Origin of the sequence: Salicibibacter kimchii (assembly GCF_003336365.1) — a bacterium.
GTDB classification, from domain to species: domain Bacteria; phylum Bacillota; class Bacilli; order Bacillales; family Marinococcaceae; genus Salicibibacter; species Salicibibacter kimchii.
In genome coordinates, this window is the sequence record NZ_CP031092.1 from 2,344,916 (window position 1) to 2,364,709 (window position 19,794).

At 47.1% G+C, this 19,794-nt stretch carries 27 protein-coding genes; all 27 read left to right on the forward strand.

Annotated features, from left to right (window positions below; translation table 11 throughout):
- The first annotated feature begins 130 nt into the window (after positions 1 to 130).
- On the forward strand, positions 131 to 3,748 hold the full coding sequence (gene rpoC / locus DT065_RS11895) for a DNA-directed RNA polymerase subunit beta' (protein ID WP_114376275.1): 3,618 nt from the start codon (positions 131 to 133) through the stop codon (positions 3,746 to 3,748).
- 482 nt (positions 3,749 to 4,230) lie between these two features.
- Positions 4,231 to 4,644 carry a 30S ribosomal protein S12 gene (gene rpsL, locus DT065_RS11900; RefSeq protein WP_114373621.1) on the forward strand — a complete coding sequence of 138 codons (414 nt, stop codon included), beginning with the start codon at positions 4,231 to 4,233 and terminating at the stop codon, positions 4,642 to 4,644.
- A gap of 29 nt (positions 4,645 to 4,673) precedes the next feature.
- On the forward strand, positions 4,674 to 5,144 hold the full coding sequence (gene rpsG / locus DT065_RS11905) for a 30S ribosomal protein S7 (RefSeq protein WP_114373625.1): 471 nt from the start codon (positions 4,674 to 4,676) through the stop codon (positions 5,142 to 5,144).
- Between the two features lie 60 nt (positions 5,145 to 5,204).
- The gene (gene fusA / locus DT065_RS11910) at positions 5,205 to 7,283 is read left to right on the forward strand and encodes an elongation factor G (protein WP_114373628.1); all 2,079 of its coding nucleotides are present in this window, start codon (positions 5,205 to 5,207) and stop codon (positions 7,281 to 7,283) included.
- A gap of 92 nt (positions 7,284 to 7,375) precedes the next feature.
- The gene (gene tuf / locus DT065_RS11915; RefSeq protein ID WP_114373631.1) at positions 7,376 to 8,566 is read left to right on the forward strand and encodes an elongation factor Tu; all 1,191 of its coding nucleotides are present in this window, start codon (positions 7,376 to 7,378) and stop codon (positions 8,564 to 8,566) included.
- Positions 8,567 to 9,246: 680 nt separating this feature from the next.
- The gene (gene rpsJ, locus DT065_RS11920; RefSeq protein WP_114373633.1) at positions 9,247 to 9,555 is read left to right on the forward strand and encodes a 30S ribosomal protein S10; all 309 of its coding nucleotides are present in this window, start codon (positions 9,247 to 9,249) and stop codon (positions 9,553 to 9,555) included.
- 53 nt (positions 9,556 to 9,608) lie between these two features.
- Complete coding sequence (rplC, locus tag DT065_RS11925) at positions 9,609 to 10,232, forward strand: 50S ribosomal protein L3 (protein WP_114373635.1); 624 nt, start codon at positions 9,609 to 9,611, stop codon at positions 10,230 to 10,232.
- A 25-nt stretch (positions 10,233 to 10,257) separates the two neighbouring features.
- Complete coding sequence (gene rplD, locus DT065_RS11930; RefSeq protein ID WP_114373638.1) at positions 10,258 to 10,881, forward strand: 50S ribosomal protein L4; 624 nt, start codon at positions 10,258 to 10,260, stop codon at positions 10,879 to 10,881.
- On the forward strand, positions 10,881 to 11,168 hold the full coding sequence (gene rplW / locus DT065_RS11935; RefSeq protein ID WP_114373641.1) for a 50S ribosomal protein L23: 288 nt from the start codon (positions 10,881 to 10,883) through the stop codon (positions 11,166 to 11,168). The genes rplD and rplW overlap by 1 nt, the downstream gene beginning before the upstream one ends.
- Positions 11,169 to 11,194: 26 nt before the next feature.
- Positions 11,195 to 12,037, forward strand: coding sequence for a 50S ribosomal protein L2 (rplB, locus tag DT065_RS11940; protein ID WP_114373643.1), 843 nt, complete (start codon positions 11,195 to 11,197; stop codon positions 12,035 to 12,037).
- A 90-nt stretch (positions 12,038 to 12,127) separates the two neighbouring features.
- Positions 12,128 to 12,406, forward strand: coding sequence for a 30S ribosomal protein S19 (gene rpsS / locus DT065_RS11945; RefSeq protein WP_114373646.1), 279 nt, complete (start codon positions 12,128 to 12,130; stop codon positions 12,404 to 12,406).
- Positions 12,407 to 12,427: 21 nt separating this feature from the next.
- The gene (gene rplV, locus DT065_RS11950; RefSeq protein WP_114373649.1) at positions 12,428 to 12,769 is read left to right on the forward strand and encodes a 50S ribosomal protein L22; all 342 of its coding nucleotides are present in this window, start codon (positions 12,428 to 12,430) and stop codon (positions 12,767 to 12,769) included.
- 3 nt (positions 12,770 to 12,772) lie between these two features.
- Positions 12,773 to 13,432, forward strand: a complete 660-nt coding sequence (gene rpsC, locus DT065_RS11955; protein ID WP_114373652.1) for a 30S ribosomal protein S3 — start codon at positions 12,773 to 12,775, stop codon at positions 13,430 to 13,432.
- Positions 13,433 to 13,434: 2 nt separating this feature from the next.
- Entirely contained in the window at positions 13,435 to 13,869 is a 435-nt protein-coding gene (rplP, locus tag DT065_RS11960) for a 50S ribosomal protein L16 (protein WP_114373657.1), read from the forward strand.
- Positions 13,859 to 14,062 (forward strand): 50S ribosomal protein L29, encoded by a 204-nt coding sequence (gene rpmC, locus DT065_RS11965; RefSeq protein ID WP_114373660.1) that lies wholly within the window; start codon positions 13,859 to 13,861, stop codon positions 14,060 to 14,062. Before rplP ends, rpmC begins: the two co-directional genes overlap by 11 nt.
- Before the next feature lie 17 nt (positions 14,063 to 14,079).
- Positions 14,080 to 14,343 carry a 30S ribosomal protein S17 gene (gene rpsQ, locus DT065_RS11970; RefSeq protein WP_114373662.1) on the forward strand — a complete coding sequence of 88 codons (264 nt, stop codon included), beginning with the start codon at positions 14,080 to 14,082 and terminating at the stop codon, positions 14,341 to 14,343.
- 30 nt (positions 14,344 to 14,373) lie between these two features.
- Positions 14,374 to 14,742: a 50S ribosomal protein L14 gene (rplN, locus tag DT065_RS11975; RefSeq protein ID WP_114373665.1), complete on the forward strand. Its 369-nt coding sequence runs from the start codon at positions 14,374 to 14,376 to the stop codon at positions 14,740 to 14,742.
- A gap of 55 nt (positions 14,743 to 14,797) precedes the next feature.
- Entirely contained in the window at positions 14,798 to 15,106 is a 309-nt protein-coding gene (gene rplX, locus DT065_RS11980) for a 50S ribosomal protein L24 (protein WP_114376277.1), read from the forward strand.
- 30 nt (positions 15,107 to 15,136) lie between these two features.
- Positions 15,137 to 15,676, forward strand: a complete 540-nt coding sequence (gene rplE, locus DT065_RS11985) for a 50S ribosomal protein L5 (RefSeq protein ID WP_193550766.1) — start codon at positions 15,137 to 15,139, stop codon at positions 15,674 to 15,676.
- Between the two features lie 26 nt (positions 15,677 to 15,702).
- Positions 15,703 to 15,888: a type Z 30S ribosomal protein S14 gene (locus DT065_RS11990; RefSeq protein WP_114373667.1), complete on the forward strand. Its 186-nt coding sequence runs from the start codon at positions 15,703 to 15,705 to the stop codon at positions 15,886 to 15,888.
- A gap of 30 nt (positions 15,889 to 15,918) precedes the next feature.
- Positions 15,919 to 16,317, forward strand: coding sequence for a 30S ribosomal protein S8 (rpsH, locus tag DT065_RS11995; protein WP_114373670.1), 399 nt, complete (start codon positions 15,919 to 15,921; stop codon positions 16,315 to 16,317).
- A 27-nt stretch (positions 16,318 to 16,344) separates the two neighbouring features.
- Entirely contained in the window at positions 16,345 to 16,881 is a 537-nt protein-coding gene (gene rplF / locus DT065_RS12000; protein WP_114376281.1) for a 50S ribosomal protein L6, read from the forward strand.
- Positions 16,882 to 16,931: 50 nt separating this feature from the next.
- On the forward strand, positions 16,932 to 17,294 hold the full coding sequence (gene rplR / locus DT065_RS12005; RefSeq protein ID WP_114373672.1) for a 50S ribosomal protein L18: 363 nt from the start codon (positions 16,932 to 16,934) through the stop codon (positions 17,292 to 17,294).
- A gap of 21 nt (positions 17,295 to 17,315) precedes the next feature.
- Entirely contained in the window at positions 17,316 to 17,813 is a 498-nt protein-coding gene (rpsE, locus tag DT065_RS12010) for a 30S ribosomal protein S5 (RefSeq protein ID WP_114373675.1), read from the forward strand.
- Positions 17,814 to 17,825: 12 nt separating this feature from the next.
- Positions 17,826 to 18,014, forward strand: coding sequence for a 50S ribosomal protein L30 (gene rpmD, locus DT065_RS12015; protein ID WP_114373678.1), 189 nt, complete (start codon positions 17,826 to 17,828; stop codon positions 18,012 to 18,014).
- Positions 18,015 to 18,045: 31 nt separating this feature from the next.
- Positions 18,046 to 18,486, forward strand: a complete 441-nt coding sequence (gene rplO / locus DT065_RS12020; protein WP_114373681.1) for a 50S ribosomal protein L15 — start codon at positions 18,046 to 18,048, stop codon at positions 18,484 to 18,486.
- A complete protein-coding gene (gene secY, locus DT065_RS12025) occupies positions 18,486 to 19,781 on the forward strand; it encodes a preprotein translocase subunit SecY (RefSeq protein WP_114373684.1) in 1,296 nt (431 codons plus the stop codon). The genes rplO and secY overlap by 1 nt, the downstream gene beginning before the upstream one ends.
- Positions 19,782 to 19,794 lie beyond the last annotated feature (13 nt).

Consider the following 19,794-nt stretch of genomic DNA (forward strand, 5'->3'; position numbering starts at 1 on the left):
GCTGATTTCCGGTAAAGCGGGCGACTAACACCTTTATTGGTTCAACTAACCATCATAGGGGGTGAAACCCCCTATGATGGAAGTTTCACCTTATGACAATTCGTGCGCTAAGAAAGGGAGGGACCACCCTTTGATAGATGTCAATAATTTTGAATACATGAAAGTCGGCCTTGCTTCTTCCGATAAGATCCGCAATTGGTCTAGAGGCGAAGTGAAAAAACCTGAGACCATCAACTACCGGACCTTGAAACCGGAGAAAGATGGCTTGTTTTGTGAACGTATTTTCGGCCCGCAAAAGGACTGGGAGTGCCATTGCGGGAAATATAAACGCGTTCGTTATAAAGGAGTTGTCTGTGACCGTTGCGGGGTTGAAGTAACACGGGCGAAAGTTCGCCGTGAGCGCATGGGTCACATTGAACTGGCAGCTCCGGTTTCACACATTTGGTATTTTAAAGGTATCCCGAGTCGAATGGGGCTAGTTCTTGATATGTCCCCCCGTTCACTTGAAGAAGTCATTTATTTCGCTTCGTATGTTGTTACGGAAACAGGCGACACGCCGCTTGAATATAAGCAGTTGCTTTCCGAAAAAGAATATCGCTCGTATTATGATAAATACGGACGTTCTTTCACTGCGCAAATGGGTGCGGAAGCGATTCGCAAGATATTGTCCGATTTAAATCTCGATCAAGAAGTAAAAGCGCTTCGAGATGAACTTGAAACAGCACAAGGACAGCGTCGCACCCGTGCCATTAAACGTTTGGAAGTATTGGAAGCCTTCCGCCATTCGGGGAATCACCCTGCCTGGATGATCATGGACGTCCTCCCTATCATCCCGCCGGAATTACGCCCGATGGTTCAATTGGATGGCGGTCGGTTTGCTACTTCTGATTTGAACGATTTATACCGTCGGGTGATTAACCGTAATAATCGTTTAAAGCGTTTGTTGGATCTAGGTGCGCCAAGTATTATCGTCCAAAACGAAAAACGCATGCTTCAGGAAGCTGTAGATGCGCTTATCGACAACGGAAGGCGCGGTCGGCCGATTACCGGGCCGGGGAACCGTCCGTTGAAATCACTCTCCCACATGCTCAAAGGAAAACAGGGACGATTCCGTCAAAACCTTCTCGGAAAACGCGTAGACTACTCCGGCCGTTCCGTTATCGTCGTAGGGCCGAGTTTAAAAATGTATCAGTGCGGCCTGCCGAAAGAAATGGCATTGGAATTGTTTAAGCCCTTTGTTATGAAAGAGTTGGTGGAAAATGGTTCGGCACATAACATCAAAAGTGCCAAACGAAAGGTTGATCGAGTCCAGCCGGAAATATGGGACGTCCTTGAAGATGTGATCAAAGAACATCCGGTATTGCTTAACCGTGCGCCAACGCTTCACAGATTGGGAATCCAGTCGTTTGAACCTGTGCTCGTTGAAGGTCGCGCGATTCATTTGCACCCACTCGTCTGTACGGCTTACAATGCCGATTTCGACGGAGACCAAATGGCCGTCCACGTTCCACTATCGGCAGAGGCTCAAGCGGAAGCGCGGGTTCTAATGATGTCTGCGCAAAACATTCTAAATCCAAAAGACGGAAACCCGGTCGTTACGCCTTCGCAGGATATGGTTCTCGGTAATTACTACCTTACGGCCGAACGAAAAGGTGCTGCAGGTGAGGGAGCTATATTCAAGGACAGCAATGAGGCGATTACGGCATACCAAAATGGTTACGTGCATCTGCATACACGTGTAGCTGTTTCGGTTTCCTCGATGGAAAACAGCATCTTCCCCGAAAAAGTGAAAGACCAGCTGTTACTGACGACGATCGGGAAATTGATATTCAATGAAATTTTACCAAGCTCCTTTCCGTATATGAATGAACCCTCTGCTGGCAACCTGATAAACGAAACACCGGAAAAATATTTTGTTCCAAAAGGAACGGATGTAAAAAATGCGCTAGCGGAAAAGGAACTTGTTTCTCCATTTAAAAAAGGTTTTCTCGGCGACATCATCGCTGAAGTTTTTAAGAAATTCCAAGTGACGGAAACGTCCCGGATGTTGGATAGCATGAAAGATCTTGGTTTTTACTACTCAACAAAAGCCGGGATTACCGTAGGGATTTCCGATGTGGTTGTTCTTCCTGAAAAACAGCAAGTTATCGATAATGCCGAGGATAAAGTAAACCGTGTCATGAAGCAGTTTAGGCGCGGGTTGATCACGGAAGATGAAAGGTACGACAAAGTCATTTCCATTTGGAGCGAAGCAAAAGACACGATTCAAGAGCGACTGATGAAAACACTAGATACTTCGAACCCGATCTATATGATGAGTGACTCCGGTTCCCGCGGGAACGCTTCGAATTTCACTCAGCTGGCAGGCATGCGTGGGCTGATGGCAAACCCATCCGGACAGATCATCGAATTGCCGATTAAATCAAGTTTTCGAGAAGGACTCACTGTGCTGGAATACTTTATTTCCACCCATGGCGCGCGTAAAGGTTTGGCAGACACAGCGCTGAAAACCGCCGACTCCGGTTATTTGACCCGCCGTCTTGTAGACGTCGCTCAAGACGTCATTGTTCGTGAAGATGACTGTGGGACAGATCGAGGGCTTACCGTCGAAGCATTACGAGACGGAACGGAAGTTATCGAAGGTCTATACGATCGCCTGATTGGGCGATTAGCGTTTCAAACTGTCACGCACCCTGATACCGGGGCTAAACTTGTGGAAAAGAATGAATTGATCACGGAAGACACTGCGAAAGCGATCGTCGATGCAAACGTTGAAAAAGTAACGATTCGCTCCGCCTTTGCATGTGATACAGCTCGTGGAGTTTGTAAAAAATGCTATGGCCGAAACTTGGCAACCGGCAGTGATGTTGAGGTTGGAGAAGCAGTTGGTATTATCGCCGCGCAATCCATCGGTGAGCCGGGGACACAGCTTACAATGCGTACATTCCACACCGGCGGGGTAGCCGGCGACGATATCACGCAAGGTCTCCCGCGTATTCAAGAACTCTTTGAGGCTCGTAATCCGAAAGGGCAGGCGCTTATTACCGAACTTGAAGGTACGGTAAGCGAGATTCACGATGCAGGCGATAAGAAAGACATCATTATCAGCGGGGAAATTGAATCGAAATCTTATACAACAGGCTATGGTGCGCGCCTGCGTGTTGCGGAAGGCGATCATGTCGAGGCCGGCCAGGCGCTCACGGAGGGCTCTATTGATCCGAAAGAGCTGCTGAAAGTAACCGGGATCAAAGAAGTAAAAGAATACTTGCTCAGGGAAGTCCAGAAAGTATATCGTATGCAGGGCGTGGGTATCGGCGATAAACACGTAGAAGTTATGGTTCGGCAGATGCTCCGTAAAATCCGCGTGAACGACTCCGGTGATACGGATGTTCTGCCCGGAACGTTAGTGGAAGTGAATCACTTTGATGATGTTAACAAAGAAGTGCTTCGCAAAAATCAGCGCCCGGCGGTTGGTACACCTGTTATCCTGGGCATCACGAAAGCTTCCCTTGAGACCGACTCTTTCTTGTCGGCGGCATCCTTCCAGGAAACGACTCGTGTCCTTACGGATGCGGCGATCAAAGGAAGAGCAGATGCATTGCTCGGATTAAAAGAAAACGTGATTCTCGGAAAACTCGTTCCGGCAGGCACAGGCATGCAACGTTATCGCTCCCTCAAAGCGGACAGTGGCGAAGAAAATATGGAAGAAACCGCAGAAGAACCAGAAGGTGCTCTTTCACGTCGGTAAATCCGTCGTTGTTAGATATGAGTGTTAGCAAAAGGGGGGTGGAAAAGCAAGTCATTTTTCCACCTTTCCCGGTATTGGATAACCGGCCGGCGCACCATTGTAGCGCAGGGCGCGCTAGCGCCGGCTTTAGCATTAAAGGCAACATTTCCCGGACTCCGTCCTGTATGAAATGATCAGCGGAAATCAATTGACATCGCAATGCCCCTTTGATAAGATATCAAAGGTGCGCGTGATTCCCGAAAATCGGAAATCATCATAGGATACTAAGTTCGGCAAACCCTTAAAAAAGGATAAATGCTGAAAGACAGTAAAGGTTTTTTGCCTGGCAGTCTCGTCTGTCCGGTAAAAATGTTTATGTTTGTTCTTATGTGAACCACCTGGAACAGTGGTCTTATAAAAGCGCTTTGGGCAAGGGTTCACAAGCAAGAAGCAATCATTTTATTACTCACACGAAAAAGGTGTTTAAGAAGGGAGGAAAAACGATGCCAACCATTAATCAGCTTGTTCGCAAGCGGCGTCAAACGAAACCAAAGACATCTGATGCGCCTGCGCTTAACAAAGGTTTTGACAGCATTAGAAAACAGCCGACCGATCATACTTCTCCGCAAAAACAGGGTGTATGTACGCGTGTCGGCACAATGACACCAAAAAAACCAAACTCGTCACTACGTAAGTATGCGCGTGTCCGCTTGACTAACGGGATCGAGGTAACGGCTTATATCCCGGGAATTGGTCACAACTTGCAGGAGCATAGTGTTGTGCTTATTCGTGGAGGCCGTGTGAAAGACCTTCCGGGTGTGCGCTACCACATTGTCCGCGGAAGCCTAGACACTGCAGGTGTCCAGGGTCGAAAGCAAGGTCGTTCCAAATACGGAACCAAACGTGCAAAAAAATAACGTAAATGATCAAGAAAGGAGGGTCGGACATGCCTCGTAAAGGTCCTGTACCTCGTCGTGAAGTATTGCCGGATCCGCTTTATAATTCAAAGTTGGTGACTCGGCTCATTAACCGTATTATGATTGATGGCAAAAAAGGAAAGGCACAAAATATCCTGTATAAATCATTTGACTTGGTTCGTGAGCGCAGTGGTGAGGAACCAATGGAAGTCTTTGATCAGGCCTTGAAGAATATTATGCCGGTGCTTGAAGTGAAGGCTCGCCGTGTCGGTGGTGCCAACTATCAGGTTCCGATCGAAGTGAAGCCTGATCGCCGTACAACGCTGGGCTTACGTTGGATGGTAAGCTACGCGCGTTTACGCGGAGAAAAATCAATGGAAGAGCGCCTGGCAAATGAAATATTGGATGCAGCCAATAATACTGGCTCAGCTGTCAGAAAACGTGAAGACACTCACCGTATGGCAGAAGCAAACAAAGCATTTGCCCATTATCGTTGGTAGTGTAGCCGCTCTTATTGCAGGAAATCCGCCAGAAATGGATGAAAGGAGAAAGTGTAGGTCATGTCAAGAGAATTCTCCTTGGAGAAAACACGTAATATCGGCATCATGGCTCACATTGATGCCGGTAAAACGACGGCCACGGAACGTATTTTGTTCTATACCGGCCGGACCCATAAAATTGGAGAAACACATGAGGGTGCTTCCCAAATGGACTGGATGTCGCAAGAGCAAGACCGTGGAATTACCATCACATCTGCCGCGACAACAGCCCAGTGGAAAAACCATCGTATCAACATCATCGATACCCCGGGACACGTCGATTTCACGGTAGAAGTGGAACGCTCCCTACGTGTCCTTGATGGCTCAGTAGCTGTCCTTGATGCGCAATCAGGCGTCGAACCGCAAACCGAAACAGTTTGGCGTCAAGCTACGACCTATCATGTGCCAAGAATTGTTTTCGTCAACAAAATGGATAAAGTCGGAGCGGACTTCCTCTATTCGGTAAGTACATTAAAAGATCGCCTTGGCGCGAACGCCCATCCTGTTCAGCTCCCTATCGGCGCGGAGGACGAATTCGAAGGAATTATCGATCTTGTGGAAATGAAAGCCTACTATTATCGGGATAACTTGGGTGAAGATATAGAAGTTCGTGAGGTCCCCGATGAGTACCGTGAACAAGCTGATTCCTATCGCGACCAACTGATTGACGCTGTTGCAGAATTCGATGAAGATCTTATGATGATGTACCTGGAAGGCGAGGAACTCAATACCGAGGATATTAGAAAAGCAATTCGGAAAGGGACGCTGGACATTGAGTTTTATCCCGTCTTTTGCGGATCGGCCTTTAAAAACAAAGGTGTCCAATTGATTTTGGATGGAGTCCTTGATTACTTGCCGGCACCGACGGACGTTCCGCCCATTAAAGGGGTAAAGCCGGATTCAGAAGAAGAAGTGACTCGTGAAGCTGATGACGAAGGATCGTTTTCCGCACTTGCTTTTAAAATTATGACTGATCCTTATGTTGGGAAATTGACCTTTTTCCGTGTCTATTCAGGCACGCTTGCAGCCGGGTCCTATGTTCGAAACTCATCTAAAGATAATCGCGAACGTGTCGGAAGAATTTTGCAGATGCACGCCAATTCAAGGGAAGAGATTTCTAGAGTCTACTCCGGAGACATTGCTGCCGGCATCGGTTTGAAAGACACATCGACAGGTGATACACTTTGTGATGAGAAAGATCGTGTGATTCTCGAGTCCATGGACTTTCCGGAAACTGTTATCTCCTTGTCGGTAGAGCCGAAGTCAAAAGCGGATCAAGACAAAATGGGCGTTGCACTCGGCAAACTTGCGGAAGAAGACCCTACGTTTAAAACGTATACAGATGAGGAAACAGGCCAAACGGTTATTTCCGGAATGGGTGAACTACACCTTGATATCATCGTGGATCGTTTAAAGCGAGAGTTTAAAGTCGAAGCGCAGGTCGGCGCACCGCAAGTCTCTTATCGCGAAACGATTAGAACTTCTGCGGAATGCGAAGGCAAATTCATTCGCCAATCCGGTGGTCGTGGTCAATACGGTCATGTTTGGATCGAGTTTAGTCCGAATGAACAGGGCGCAGGCTTTGAATTTGAAAACGCGATCGTTGGCGGGGTCGTTCCTCGGGACTATATCAACTCAGTGGAGCAAGGGGTCGAAGAATCGTTACAAAACGGTTTGCTCGCCGGCTATCCAATGATTGATGTAAAGGCGCGTTTGTATGACGGGTCCTACCATGATGTGGATTCAAATGAAATGGCATTTAAAATTGCCGCCTCCATGGCGCTTAAAGAAGCAAAATCAAGATGTGAACCTGTCTTGCTCGAACCGTTGATGAAAGTTGAAATCATCGTTCCGGAAGAATACATGGGCGATGTTATGGGTGACATTACATCACGACGCGGTCGAGTGGAAGGAATGGGCGCCCGAGGAAACGCACAAATCATCAGTGCTTTCGTGCCACTTGCAGAGATGTTTGGATATGCGACAAATCTTCGTTCAAACACACAAGGACGCGGAACATATTCGATGTTCTTTGATCATTATGCGGAAGTGCCGAAGAGCATTTCTGAAGAGATCATTAAAAAGAACACCGGTGAATAATTCACTTCTTTAGAATGAAAAGCCTAGAAAGTAGATCAACGATCATGCTTTCTTGCTATATAAAAAACCTTAATTAAGGGAGGAACATTTCAATGGCAAAAGAAAAATTTGATCGGTCGAAAACACACGCCAATATCGGCACAATCGGGCACGTAGACCATGGGAAAACAACGCTGACTGCAGCGATTACAAAAGTGCTTCACGAGCAATCCGGCACAGGTACTGTCATGGAATATGACGCAATCGATGGTGCACCGGAAGAAAAAGAACGTGGCATTACGATCGCAACTTCCCACGTTGAGTATGAAACAGAAGATCGTCACTATGCACACGTGGATTGCCCGGGACACGCAGACTACGTGAAAAACATGATCACAGGTGCCGCGCAAATGGACGGATCCATCCTAGTTGTATCCGCCGCTGACGGTCCGATGCCGCAAACACGTGAGCACATCTTGCTTTCCCGTAACGTCGGTGTACCGTCCATCGTTGTCTTCCTTAACAAAGTAGACCAGGTAGACGACGAAGAGCTACTTGAACTCGTTGAAATGGAAGTGCGCGATCTACTATCCGAGTATGACTTCCCGGGAGACGACATCCCAGTTGTATCCGGATCCGCGTTGAAAGCTCTTGAAGGAGATGAAGAGCACACGCAAAAAATCCTCGACTTGATGCAAGAAGTCGACAATTATATTCCAACGCCGGATCGTGACACAGACAAGCCATTCATGATGCCGGTGGAGGATGTTTTCTCTATCACTGGCCGTGGTACGGTTGCAACCGGCCGTGTTGAACGTGGCATGTTAAACTCTGGTGATGAAGTAGAAATTCTCGGTATTACGGAAGAGTCTAGAAAAACCACCGTTACAGGTGTAGAGATGTTCCACAAAATCCTGGACTATGCCGAAGCTGGCGACAACATCGGCGCATTGTTGCGTGGTGTTAACCGTGAACAAATTACACGCGGGCAGGTACTTGCGAAGCCAGGTTCCATCACTCCGCATACAGAATTTAAAGCAGAAGTTTATGTCCTTTCAAAAGATGAAGGTGGTCGCCATACGCCGTTCTTCCAAAATTATCGTCCGCAATTCTACTTCCGTACAACGGATGTTACCGGTGTAATTGATCTTCCTGAAGGCGTGGAAATGGTTATGCCCGGCGACAACATCGAAATGACCGTGTCACTTATTCAACCGATTGCTATCGAGGACGGAACAAGATTCTCGATTCGTGAAGGTGGACGTACCGTAGGTTCCGGTGTTGTAACAGAGATCTTGAAGTAAACCAAAAAAGAGCATCCCGCAAGGGGTGCTCTTTTGTACGATAAATGTTATCCGTGTTTATAGGATTATAGCAAAAAAAACTAAGATTTTTGCCATTTTGCAAAAGTCAAGTCTTTCTAATGGATCTTAAACAAGCATTTATTCAAGAAACATTGTAAAACACCTATCTTCGGCTGAAAGGACAAAACTTTCATATTCCCCCGGAAGATGTCCGCGTAGAAATCACAGCTTATTTCGATTCCGATTAAGGTGAAGATAGCGTTATCCTTTTCCCGACGGCCCAATTGTAAGGTCACTTACTCACAGTTCAAGCGGGACACTTCTTGATTGAGGGTTTGTTTAACCTATAACACGTAAATAAAAAAGATCAGCAAGTATGCTTATTCGAGTGCTTGCCGCTTTTTATGGATATGAAATGACCATAATGGATGGCTGCCCCTGCGTGGAATAAACAAAATGCGTTAAAATGCAACTTTGCACTTGCAATCAGTATTTGTTGCCTTTATAATAGTTAGGTGTGACAAACAAGGTGGGTGGAGGCCAACACATACGGACCTCCCCTTTTTGATTGTCGAGCGAAGAAGTGGAAGGTTGCCCGACACACCCGGCCCCTTTGCCATGGCGGGTGGGGGAATTTTCACGGAGCCAGTCTGATAATCAGACGAAAAGGAGGGTTAAACATGGCAAACGAGAAAATCCGAATTCGATTAAAGGCGTATGATCATAGAATCCTTGATCAATCTTCCGCAAAAATTGTGGAAACCGCGAAGCGTTCCGAAGCAAAAGTTTCAGGACCGGTGCCTCTTCCGACAGACCGGTCGGTGTACACCGTTATCCGCGCAACGCACAAATTTAAGGATTCACGCGAGCAATTCGAAATGCGCACGCACAAGCGCCTCATCGATATTCTCAGTCCGACGCCGCAAACGGTAGACGCTTTGATGCGTTTAGATCTGCCGTCGGGTGTCGATATTGAGATTAAACTCTAAATGCGATTTAGGGATACAAACCATTTAATATGAAAAAACAGGAGGTGTGACTGATGGCCAAAGGAATCTTGGGTAAGAAGATCGGCATGACGCAGGTGTTTAAAGAGAACGGCGATGTTGTTCCTGTAACTGTCGTTCAAGCAAACCCGAACATTGTCATGCAGTTAAAAACAGAAGCGAATGATGGTTACGATGCGGTTCAGTTAGGCACGGATGATAAAAAAGAAAAAAGTGCCACCAAACCGGAAAAAGGCCATGCTGAAAAAGCAAGCACGGCGCCCAAGCGCTACGTCCGTGAATTTCGCAATATGAATCTTGCAGATCACGAAGTTGGTCAAGAAGTCCGCGTTAATACATTCACATCCGGCGACGTCATCGACGTCACGGGCGTCTCGAAAGGGAAAGGATTTCAGGGTTCGATTAAGCGCCACAATTACGCAATCGGTCCAAAATCACACGGTTCTCGCTACCATCGAGGCTCAGGCGCATTGAGCCCTATTGACACATCTAAAGTGTTCAAAGGGACAAAGCTTCCCGGACAGATGGGCGGCGATCAAGTGACGGTTCAGAACCTTGAAGTCGTACAAATTGATGAAGAACGTAATCTATTGCTTATAAAAGGAAATGTGCCCGGCCCCAAAAAAGGCTATGTAAAGGTACAATCCATGAACCAGTAATGTTTAAAAGAAAGGAGGAACCATCATGCCTAAAGTAACGGTATACAATCAAACCGGCTCGGAAGTCGGGGACGCGGAACTTACCGATGCCGTTTTCGGTATTACACCGAATGAAAGTGTTGTGCACGATGCGGTTGTCATGCAGCAAGCTTCCCTTCGGCAAGGAACTCAAAAAGCTAAAACGCGTTCCGAAGTTCGCGGTGGCGGTGCAAAACCATGGCGCCAAAAAGGAACGGGTCGTGCACGTCATGGATCAAACCGTTCCCCAATATGGACGGGTGGTGGTGTCATTTTTGCACCGACGCCAAGAAATTACGGGTATAAACTTCCGAAAAAGGTCCGTCGTCTCGCGCTTAGATCCGTGCTTTCCGGAAAAGTCCGTGATGAAGAGCTCATCGTCGTCGACGACCTTCAATTTGACGTGCCGAAAACAAAAGAAATGGTGAATGTTCTTTCCAGCCTTTCCGCCGAGCAAAAAACGTTGATTGTCACAGCGGACGATGATGAAAACCTCAAGAAATCCGCGAACAATCTAGAGAATGTAAAAACGATCGATGCTAAAGGTGTAAATGTGCTAGATGTGATTAACAGCGATAAGTTAATCATTACGAAAAAGGCTGTAGAGAGTGTAGAGGAGGTGCTTGGCTAATGGATGCACGCGATGTGATTAAGCGCCCGGTAATTACGGAACGCTCTACAGAGATCATGGATGACAAGAAGTATACGTTTGAAGTGGACATTAAAGCGAATAAAACACAGATCAAACAGGCAATCGAAGAGATCTTTGAAGTAGATGTCGATAAGGTTAACACGATGAATTATAAACGCAAATTTCGTCGTTTCGGCCGTTTCGAAGGTTATAAACCCGCACGAAAAAAGGCGATTGTAACCTTAACCGAGAACAGTGAAGAGATCGAAGTATTTGATGAAGTTTAAGTTTTACAGAAGAGGAGGGAAAACCAATGGCAGTTAAACGCTATAAACCGAAAACAGGCGGGCAACGGTTTATGACCGGGAAAAATTTCTCCGAAATTACAACCGATAGCCCGGAACGGTCATTGCTCGCGCCACATTCCAAAGATGCCGGCCGGAACAATCATGGCCGAATTACGACTCGCCACCAAGGTGGCGGCCATAAACGTAAATATCGGATCATCGATTTTAAACGAAACAAGGACGGGGTTCCGGGTCGAGTAGCAACGATTGAATACGATCCGAACCGCTCGGCGAATATCGCGCTTATTCATTATGTAGACGGAGAAAAACGTTATATTCTTGCTCCTAACGGCCTTAAGGTCGGTAACAATATAACAGCAGGCTCCGATGCAGACATCAAAGTCGGGAATGCGCTTGAAATTAAGGATATCCCGGTGGGCACAACCATTCACAACATTGAAATGAGGCCCGGGAAAGGCGGACAATTGGTACGCGCTGCAGGCGCGCACGCACAAATTCTCGGTCGTGAAGGCAAGTACACGCTTATTCGATTGAAGTCCGGAGAGACCCGTCAGGTTCTATCCACGTGCCGAGCAACGATTGGGCAAGTGGGCAACCTTGAAAACGAACAGATCAATATCGGGAAAGCCGGACGTAATCGTTGGCTGAATAAACGCCCTACTGTCCGCGGTTTTGCCATGAACCCGGATGATCACCCACACGGCGGTGGTGAAGGGAAAGCACCCGTCGGGCTTGATGCCCCCGTATCCCCTTGGGGACAACCGTCCGTTGGATATAAGACGAGAAAAAGAAACAAGCCATCAAACAAGTATATTGTTCAAGGTCGAAACAAAAAGAAAAGAAGATAATCGCGATAGGATTAGCGCCAACACCCTATGCAACCGAAGCGGGGAGGCGCTATTCACACGTCGCACCTATATGAGAAAGGAGGCATTTAAATGGGACGCAGTCTGAAAAAGGGACCATTTGTCGATGATCATTTAATGAAAAAAGTTGAGGCGATGGATGTGAATAACAGCCGTGTGATTAAAACATGGTCACGTCGCTCCACGATATTCCCGAATTTTGTAGGACACACCATCGCTGTCCATGATGGGCGCAAGCATGTGCCTGTTTACATCCAGGAAGACATGGTCGGTCATAAACTGGGAGAATTCGCCCCAACACGAACGTATCGGGGACACGCTAATGACGACAAAAGAACGAGACGACGCTAACAAGAGAGGAGGTACACTTCAATGGAAGCAAAAGCGGTTGCGAAACAGGTTCGTGTCGCTCCTCGAAAAGCACGGATGGTCGTTGACCTGGTGCGCGGCAAAGAAGTCGGAGAAGCCATTTCCATATTGAAACACACACAAAGAGGAGTGTCGCCAACTGTGGAGAAGGTATTGAAATCCGCGATTGCCAATGCGGAGCATAACTATGAAATGGAACCGGAAGATTTGATGATTAGCAAAGCTTACGTGGATGAAGGGGTCACTTTGAAACGTTTTCGCCCGAGGGCGATGGGGCGTGCATCCCGAATCAATAAACGAACAAGTCATATCACGATCATTGTCTCAGAAAAGGAGGAAGGATAAAGCGTGGGTCAAAAAGTTAATCCCATAGGGTTTCGGATTGGCGTAATTCGTGACTGGGAATCAAAATGGTACGCAGAAAAAGAATACGCGACGTTGTTGCATGAGGACGTGAAAATTCGCGAGTATATTGAAGAGCGGCTTAAGGATGCTTCCATATCGTCGATTGAAATTGAACGTGCCGCAAACCGGGTGAACATTAACATTCATACAGCTAAACCCGGTATGGTGATCGGTAAAGGCGGATCTGAAGTTGAGGCATTGCGCAAAAACCTAAATGCTCTTACCGGTAAACGTGTGCACATCAACATCTCCGAGATCAAACAAGCAGATTTGGACGCGAAGCTCGTCGCTGAAAATATCGCGCGTCAGCTGGAAAACCGCGTATCTTTTCGCCGTGCAATGAAACAATCCATCCAGCGTACAATGCGTGCCGGAGCAAAAGGCATTCGTACAGAAGCGAACGGACGTCTCGGTGGAGCAGATATGGCACGCTCCGAGAGCTATAATGAAGGAACTGTTCCCTTGCATACGTTGCGAGCGGACATTGATTTTGGTACAGCAGAAGCAGACACCACATATGGGAAGATCGGTGTGAAAATATGGATATACCGTGGAGAAGTCCTTCCCACGAAAGGTGACCGTACAGACGAAGGAGGCGACTAAACATGTTAATGCCTAAACGCGTGAAATACCGCCGTCAAATGCGTGGACGCATGAAAGGGCGTGCAAAAGGCGGAACGGAAATCTCATTTGGTGAGTATGGCCTGCAGGCCGTGGAAGCATCATGGATTTCGAACCGGCAGATTGAAGCCGCACGTATCGCGATGACTCGTTACATGAAACGTGGCGGTAAAGTTTGGATTAAAATTTTCCCTGATAAACCATATACGTCAAAACCTTTGGAAGTTCGTATGGGTTCCGGGAAAGGTGCCCCGGAAGGTTGGGTAGCCGTTGTTAAACCCGGCAAGATTATGTTTGAAATTGCAGGTGTCAATGAGGAAGTAGCACGAGAAGCATTACGTCTTGCATCCCACAAGCTTCCGATCCAATGCAAGTTTGTGAAACGTGAAGAAATGGGTGGTGAGGCAAATGAAGGCTAAAGAAATTCGGGAAATGACCACGACGGAAATCGAACAAGAATCGAAATCATTAAAAGAAGAATTGTTCAACCTTCGTTTTCAACTGGCAACCGGTCAGTTGGATAACCCCGCCCGCATCCGCAACGTTCGAAAAGCAATCGCCCGTGCCAATACTGTTTTGCGAGAAAGAGAACTTGGCATCAACCGAGTGTGAAAAGGAGGTAGACGATTATGAGTGAACGCAACGACCGAAAAGTACGGATCGGCCGCGTTGTTTCCGATAAAATGGATAAAACAATTACCGTTGTCGTTGAAACGTATAAACGAGATAAACTATACGGCAAGCGTGTCCGTTCTTCAAAGAAATTCAAAGCACATGACGAAAATAATGAAGCGAAAGTAGGCGACACCGTAAGAATCATGGAAACACGTCCGTTGTCCAAAGATAAATACTTCCGCCTCGTTGAAATCGTCGAAGAATCAGTAATTATTTAAGACATCTTTGATTGAAGGGAGGCCGTGAAAATGATCCAGCAAGAGTCAAGGCTAAAAGTTGCCGATAATTCAGGTGCAAGAGAAGTACAATGCATTAAAGTACTCGGAGGTACCGGACGAAAAACCGCTAACATCGGTGATATGATCGTCTGTTCAGTTAAGAACGCAACACCAGGAGGCGTTGTCAAGAAAAATGAAGTTGTGCGCGCGGTTATTGTTCGCTCCCGCAGTGGTGTAAGACGAACAGATGGTTCGTACATCCGATTTGATGAAAACGCAGCGGTCGTTGTCCGTGATGATAAAAGCCCGAGAGGTACACGTATATTCGGTCCGGTCGCGCGTGAACTCCGAGATAGTCAATATATGAAAATTATATCACTAGCACCGGAAGTACTTTAAAACTTGAAAGCAACATTGATGAAGGAGGTGCGAGACCATGGCACAACAACCGAAATTGCATGTGAAAACAGGCGATAAGGTGAAAGTGATTACCGGGAAAGACAAAGGTGCGGAAGGGGAGATCATCGGAGCCTATCCGAGCCGTGAACGTGTGCTTGTCCAAGGTGTCAACACAGTGACCAAACACATGAAACCTTCGCAGGACAACCCGCAAGGGGGCATCGATAATATGGAAGCGCCAATCCATGTATCGAATGTGATGCTTATTGATCCTAAAAGCGGTGAACCTACCCGGGTCGGTTATAAAACCGAAGATGGCAAAAAGGTACGGGTTGCAAAGAAATCCGGAGAGGTTATTGATTAGTAACGCTTGCTGAAAGGAGGCCCGAAAATAATGAACGCTATAAAAGAACGTTATAAGAATGAAATTGTGCCCAGCTTACACAATCAATTCAATTATTCGTCAGTGATGGCGGTCCCGAGGATCGAGAAAATCGTAATTAACGTGGGCATAGGTGAAGCTGTTTCCAACCCGAAAAGTTTGGATAACGCGATGGAAGAACTTGCTTTGATTACAGGACAAAAGCCGATTACAACGAAGGCAAAAAGATCGATCGCCGGATTTAAATTACGTGAGGGGAACCCGATCGGTGCTAAAGTGACCCTTCGCGGGGCGCGTATGTATGATTTCCTTGAAAAATTGATTCACGTATCCTTGCCGCGTGTTCGTGACTTTCGCGGAATTTCAAGCAACGCATTCGACGGCCGCGGAAATTACACCCTCGGTGTCAAGGAGCAGTTGATTTTTCCGGAAATTGAATACGACAAGATCGATAAAGTTCGCGGCATGGACATTGTAATTGTGACGAGTGCCGAAACAGATGAGGAAGCGAAAGCTTTGCTGACTCAAGTGGGCATGCCTTTTCAACGATAAATATAACTGGAAGGAGGGAATTGATTTTGGCTCGAAAAGCGATGGTCGAGAAGCAAAGGAAACCTCAAAAATTTAAGGTTCGCGAATACACCCGTTGCCAACGTTGCGGGCGACCGAACGCTGTATTTCAAAAGTTTAAGCTTTGCCGGATTTGTTTCCGCGATCTAGCGTATAAAGGACAGATCCCCGGCGTTAAAAAAGCAAGCTGGTAAAACCTGAAAGATGGAAGGAGGTTTATCATTATGGTTATGACAGACCCGATTGCAGATATGTTAACAAGAATTCGCAACGCCAATACCGTTCGTCACGATAAACTGGAACTGCCGGCATCGAACTTGAAAAAAGAGATTGCCAAGATCCTTAAACGTGAAGGGTATATACGTGATGTTGAATTCGTGGATGATAAAAAGCAAGGGGTTATTCGTATTTTCCTTAAATACGGCCAAGGAAACGAACGGGTAATTTCCGGATTGAAAAAGATAAGTAAACCGGGGCTGCGTGTGTATACAGGTTCAGACGAAGTCCCTCGTGTACTGAACGGATTAGGCATAGCGGTTATTTCGAGCTCAACAGGGATTATTACTGATAAAGAAGCCCGTCAACAAAACATCGGCGGAGAAGTGCTTGCCTACGTGTGGTAAAGCAAGGCGAATGGAGGTGTAATGGAAATGTCACGTATCGGTGTGTTGCCGTTAGAAGTACCGGATAGTGTAACGCTTACGGTTAACGACGGACATGTAACGGTTAAAGGCCCAAAAGGGGAATTGGAACGTCAATTTAATTCAGGTGTCACAATCAGCTATGAAGATGGGGTTGTTACGACTACTCGTGTATCCAATCATAAAGATCACCGATCCATGCACGGAACGACGAGAAGTCTCATCGCGAACATGGTGAAAGGTGTTACGGACGGTTTTGAAAAAAGCCTTGACCTTGTCGGTGTCGGTTATCGTGCATCTAAATCGGGGAACAAACTCGTGCTTAACGTCGGTTATTCCCATCCGGTTGAAATTGAAGAACCGGAAGGCATTGAATTTGAAGTGCCTTCAAACACAAGAGTGCTTGTTAAAGGAATCGATAAACAATTGGTTGGGGCCGTTGCTTCCGATGTTCGATCCGTTCGCAAGCCGGAACCTTATAAAGGGAAAGGCGTTCGTTACACAGATGAAACGGTGCGAAGCAAGGTTGGAAAAACAGGTAAATAAACCGAAGCCAAATGCTGTCTGTTGAAGACAGGAAAGGAGGAGAGTCTTTCATGGCGACAAAAACCAATAAACAGGCGGCGCGTAAACAGCGCCATAATAGAATACGAAAAAAATTAAGTGGAACTTCGGAACGCCCGCGCTTAAATGTATTTCGTTCTTCGAGTCATATCTATGCCCAGCTTATCGACGATATGAAGGGTGAAACGCTGGCATCAGCGTCTACGTTGGATCGTGAATTCACGCAGGAAAACGGTGGAAACGTAAATGCCGCCAAAGATGTGGGGACGCTTGTTGCAAAACGCGCGCGTGAAAAGGGATATGAAAACGTCATTTTTGACCGTGGAGGCTATATCTACCATGGACGTGTAGCGGCATTGGCTGATGCTGCTCGTGAGGAAGGTTTGAAATTTTAAAGCATGAAGGAGGGACAACATATGGCCATTGATCCGAATAAACTTGACTTGGAAGAACAAGTCGTTGCGATTAACCGTGTTTCAAAAGTGGTAAAAGGCGGTCGAAGCTTTCGCTTTGCAGCGATTGTCGTAGTCGGTGACCGCAACGGACATGTAGGTTTTGGCATCGGGAAAGCCAATGAAGTACCCGAGGCGATTCGTAAAGCAGTAGAAAACGGGAAGAAAGGCCTCATTAAGGTCCCCCGTGTGGGCACGACGATCCCTCATGAATTGGTAGGACGTTACGGGGCCGGCAAAGTCTTGCTGAAGCCCGCTACGGAAGGTACGGGAGTTATCGCCGGCGGTCCTGTGCGTGCGGTTCTTGAACTTGGCGGCGTACATGACATCCTTTCAAAATCACACGGTTCCAGTAACCCGATCAATATGGTTCGTGCCACGTTGCAAGGGTTGAGCGAATTAAAATCGGCTGAAAATATTGCCAGGCTACGTGGCAAAAGCGTCGAAGAATTACAAGGATAGGAGGGAGTACAAGTGGAAAATAAACTGGAAATCACCCTCATCCGCAGTCTAATAGGCAGACCGGAAGACCAGCGTGTGACGGTACGCACACTTGGACTGCGCAAAGTCAATCACTCGGTGATCCAAAAAGACAATCCTGCCATTCGCGGAATGGTTAACAAAGTATCCCACCTTGTAAATGTAAAAGAAGTTAGCGGATAAGGGAACGCTTCAAGACAGGAGGTGTGAAAACATGAAATTGCACGATGTGAAACCAGCGGCAGGTGCTCGCAAAAAAGGGATTCGTCCCGGACGAGGCTATGGATCAAAACGCAGCAACACCGCTGGCCGAGGAGAACACGGACAAAAATCCCGTGCAGGCGGAAATGTACGGCCGGGCTTTGAAGGGGGACAAAACCCGATTTACAAACGATTGCCTAAACGTGGATTTACCAATCCAACTCGGAAGGCTTATACCGTCGTTAATATTGAAACGCTCAATCGTTTTGAAGAAGGAACGGAAATTACGCCGGAGTTACTCGTAGAGACCGGCACCGTGAAAAAAGAAAATGATGGCATTAAAATCCTTGGGGATGGTCAATTGGAGACGAAGCTGACAGTGAAAGCCAATAAATTTTCTGCCTCTGCAGTTAAGGCAATTGAAGCAGCCGGCGGTCGAACCGAGGTGGTTTAATGTTTAAGGGCCTAGCCAATATCTTTCGTGCAGCAGATCTGCGTCGAAAAATATTCTTCACCCTGGCAATGCTCATCGTCTATCGTATCGGGACATTCATCCCTATTCCCGGATCCGACAGCGACGTCTTGAACTTCCAAGGGGAAGCATCGGCTTTCGGCTTTCTTGACACGTTTGGCGGGGGAGCACTTGGGAACTTCTCCATTTTTGCCATGGGTGTCTTCCCTTATATTACTGCTTCCATTGTCGTACAACTCTTGCGGATGGATGTCGTCCCGAAGTTCACGGAATGGTCGAAGCAAGGGGAGGCAGGCAGAAGAAAACTGGCGCAGTTCACTCGCTATTTCACCGTTGTATTGGCGTTTGTTCAGGGATTGGCAATGTCTATCGGATTTAACGCCCAATTTCCAGGGCTAATTCCGGATCCGGGAGTTGCCACTTACCTACTTATAGCGCTCATCATGACCGCGGGGACCACCTTTTTGATGTGGTTAGGGGAGCAAATCACGGCAAAAGGAGTAGGGAACGGGATTTCCATCATGATTTTTGCCGGTATTGCTGCCGGTATCCCAAATGGGCTTAACCAAATTTACGCCACGCAAATCGAAGGTGCGGGCGAGCAACTGTTTATGGGTGTTGTTACCATTCTTTTATTGGCGCTCGCTGTATTGCTCATTATTGTCGGAGTCGTCTTTGTGCAGCAAGCGATTCGTAAAGTATCGATCCAATATGCAAAAAGGGTGGTTGGTCGTCAGTCCACGGCAGGCGCGCAGTCGACGCATCTCCCATTGAAGGTGAACTCAGCAGGGGTTATCCCGGTCATTTTCGCGATGGCGTTATTTATTTTCCCGCCGACAGTTGCAAGCTTTTTGGGAGAAGACAATGCTGTTGCCCAATGGGTGATCAATAATTTTGATTACACGCAACCGGTTGGGGCAATTGTTTACATCGGATTAATCATCGCCTTTACGTATTTCTATACATTTGTGCAGGTGAATCCGGAAACAATGGCCGAAAACCTGAAAAAACAAGGGGGATATGTTCCCGGTATTCGTCCCGGTAAAAGTACGGAACATCATATTCGCCATATCCTTTACCGACTGACGTTCGTCGGCTCCCTATTTCTGGCCACGGTTGCGATTTTGCCGGTGTTCTTCACGACTCAACTCGGATTGCCTGAAGCGATTCAAATCGGAGGCACGGGCTTGCTCATCGTCGTCGGTGTTGCACTGGACACGATGAAACAGATCGAAGGACAATTGTTGAAACGTAGCTACAAAGGTTTCATAAAATAAGGAGTAACGACAA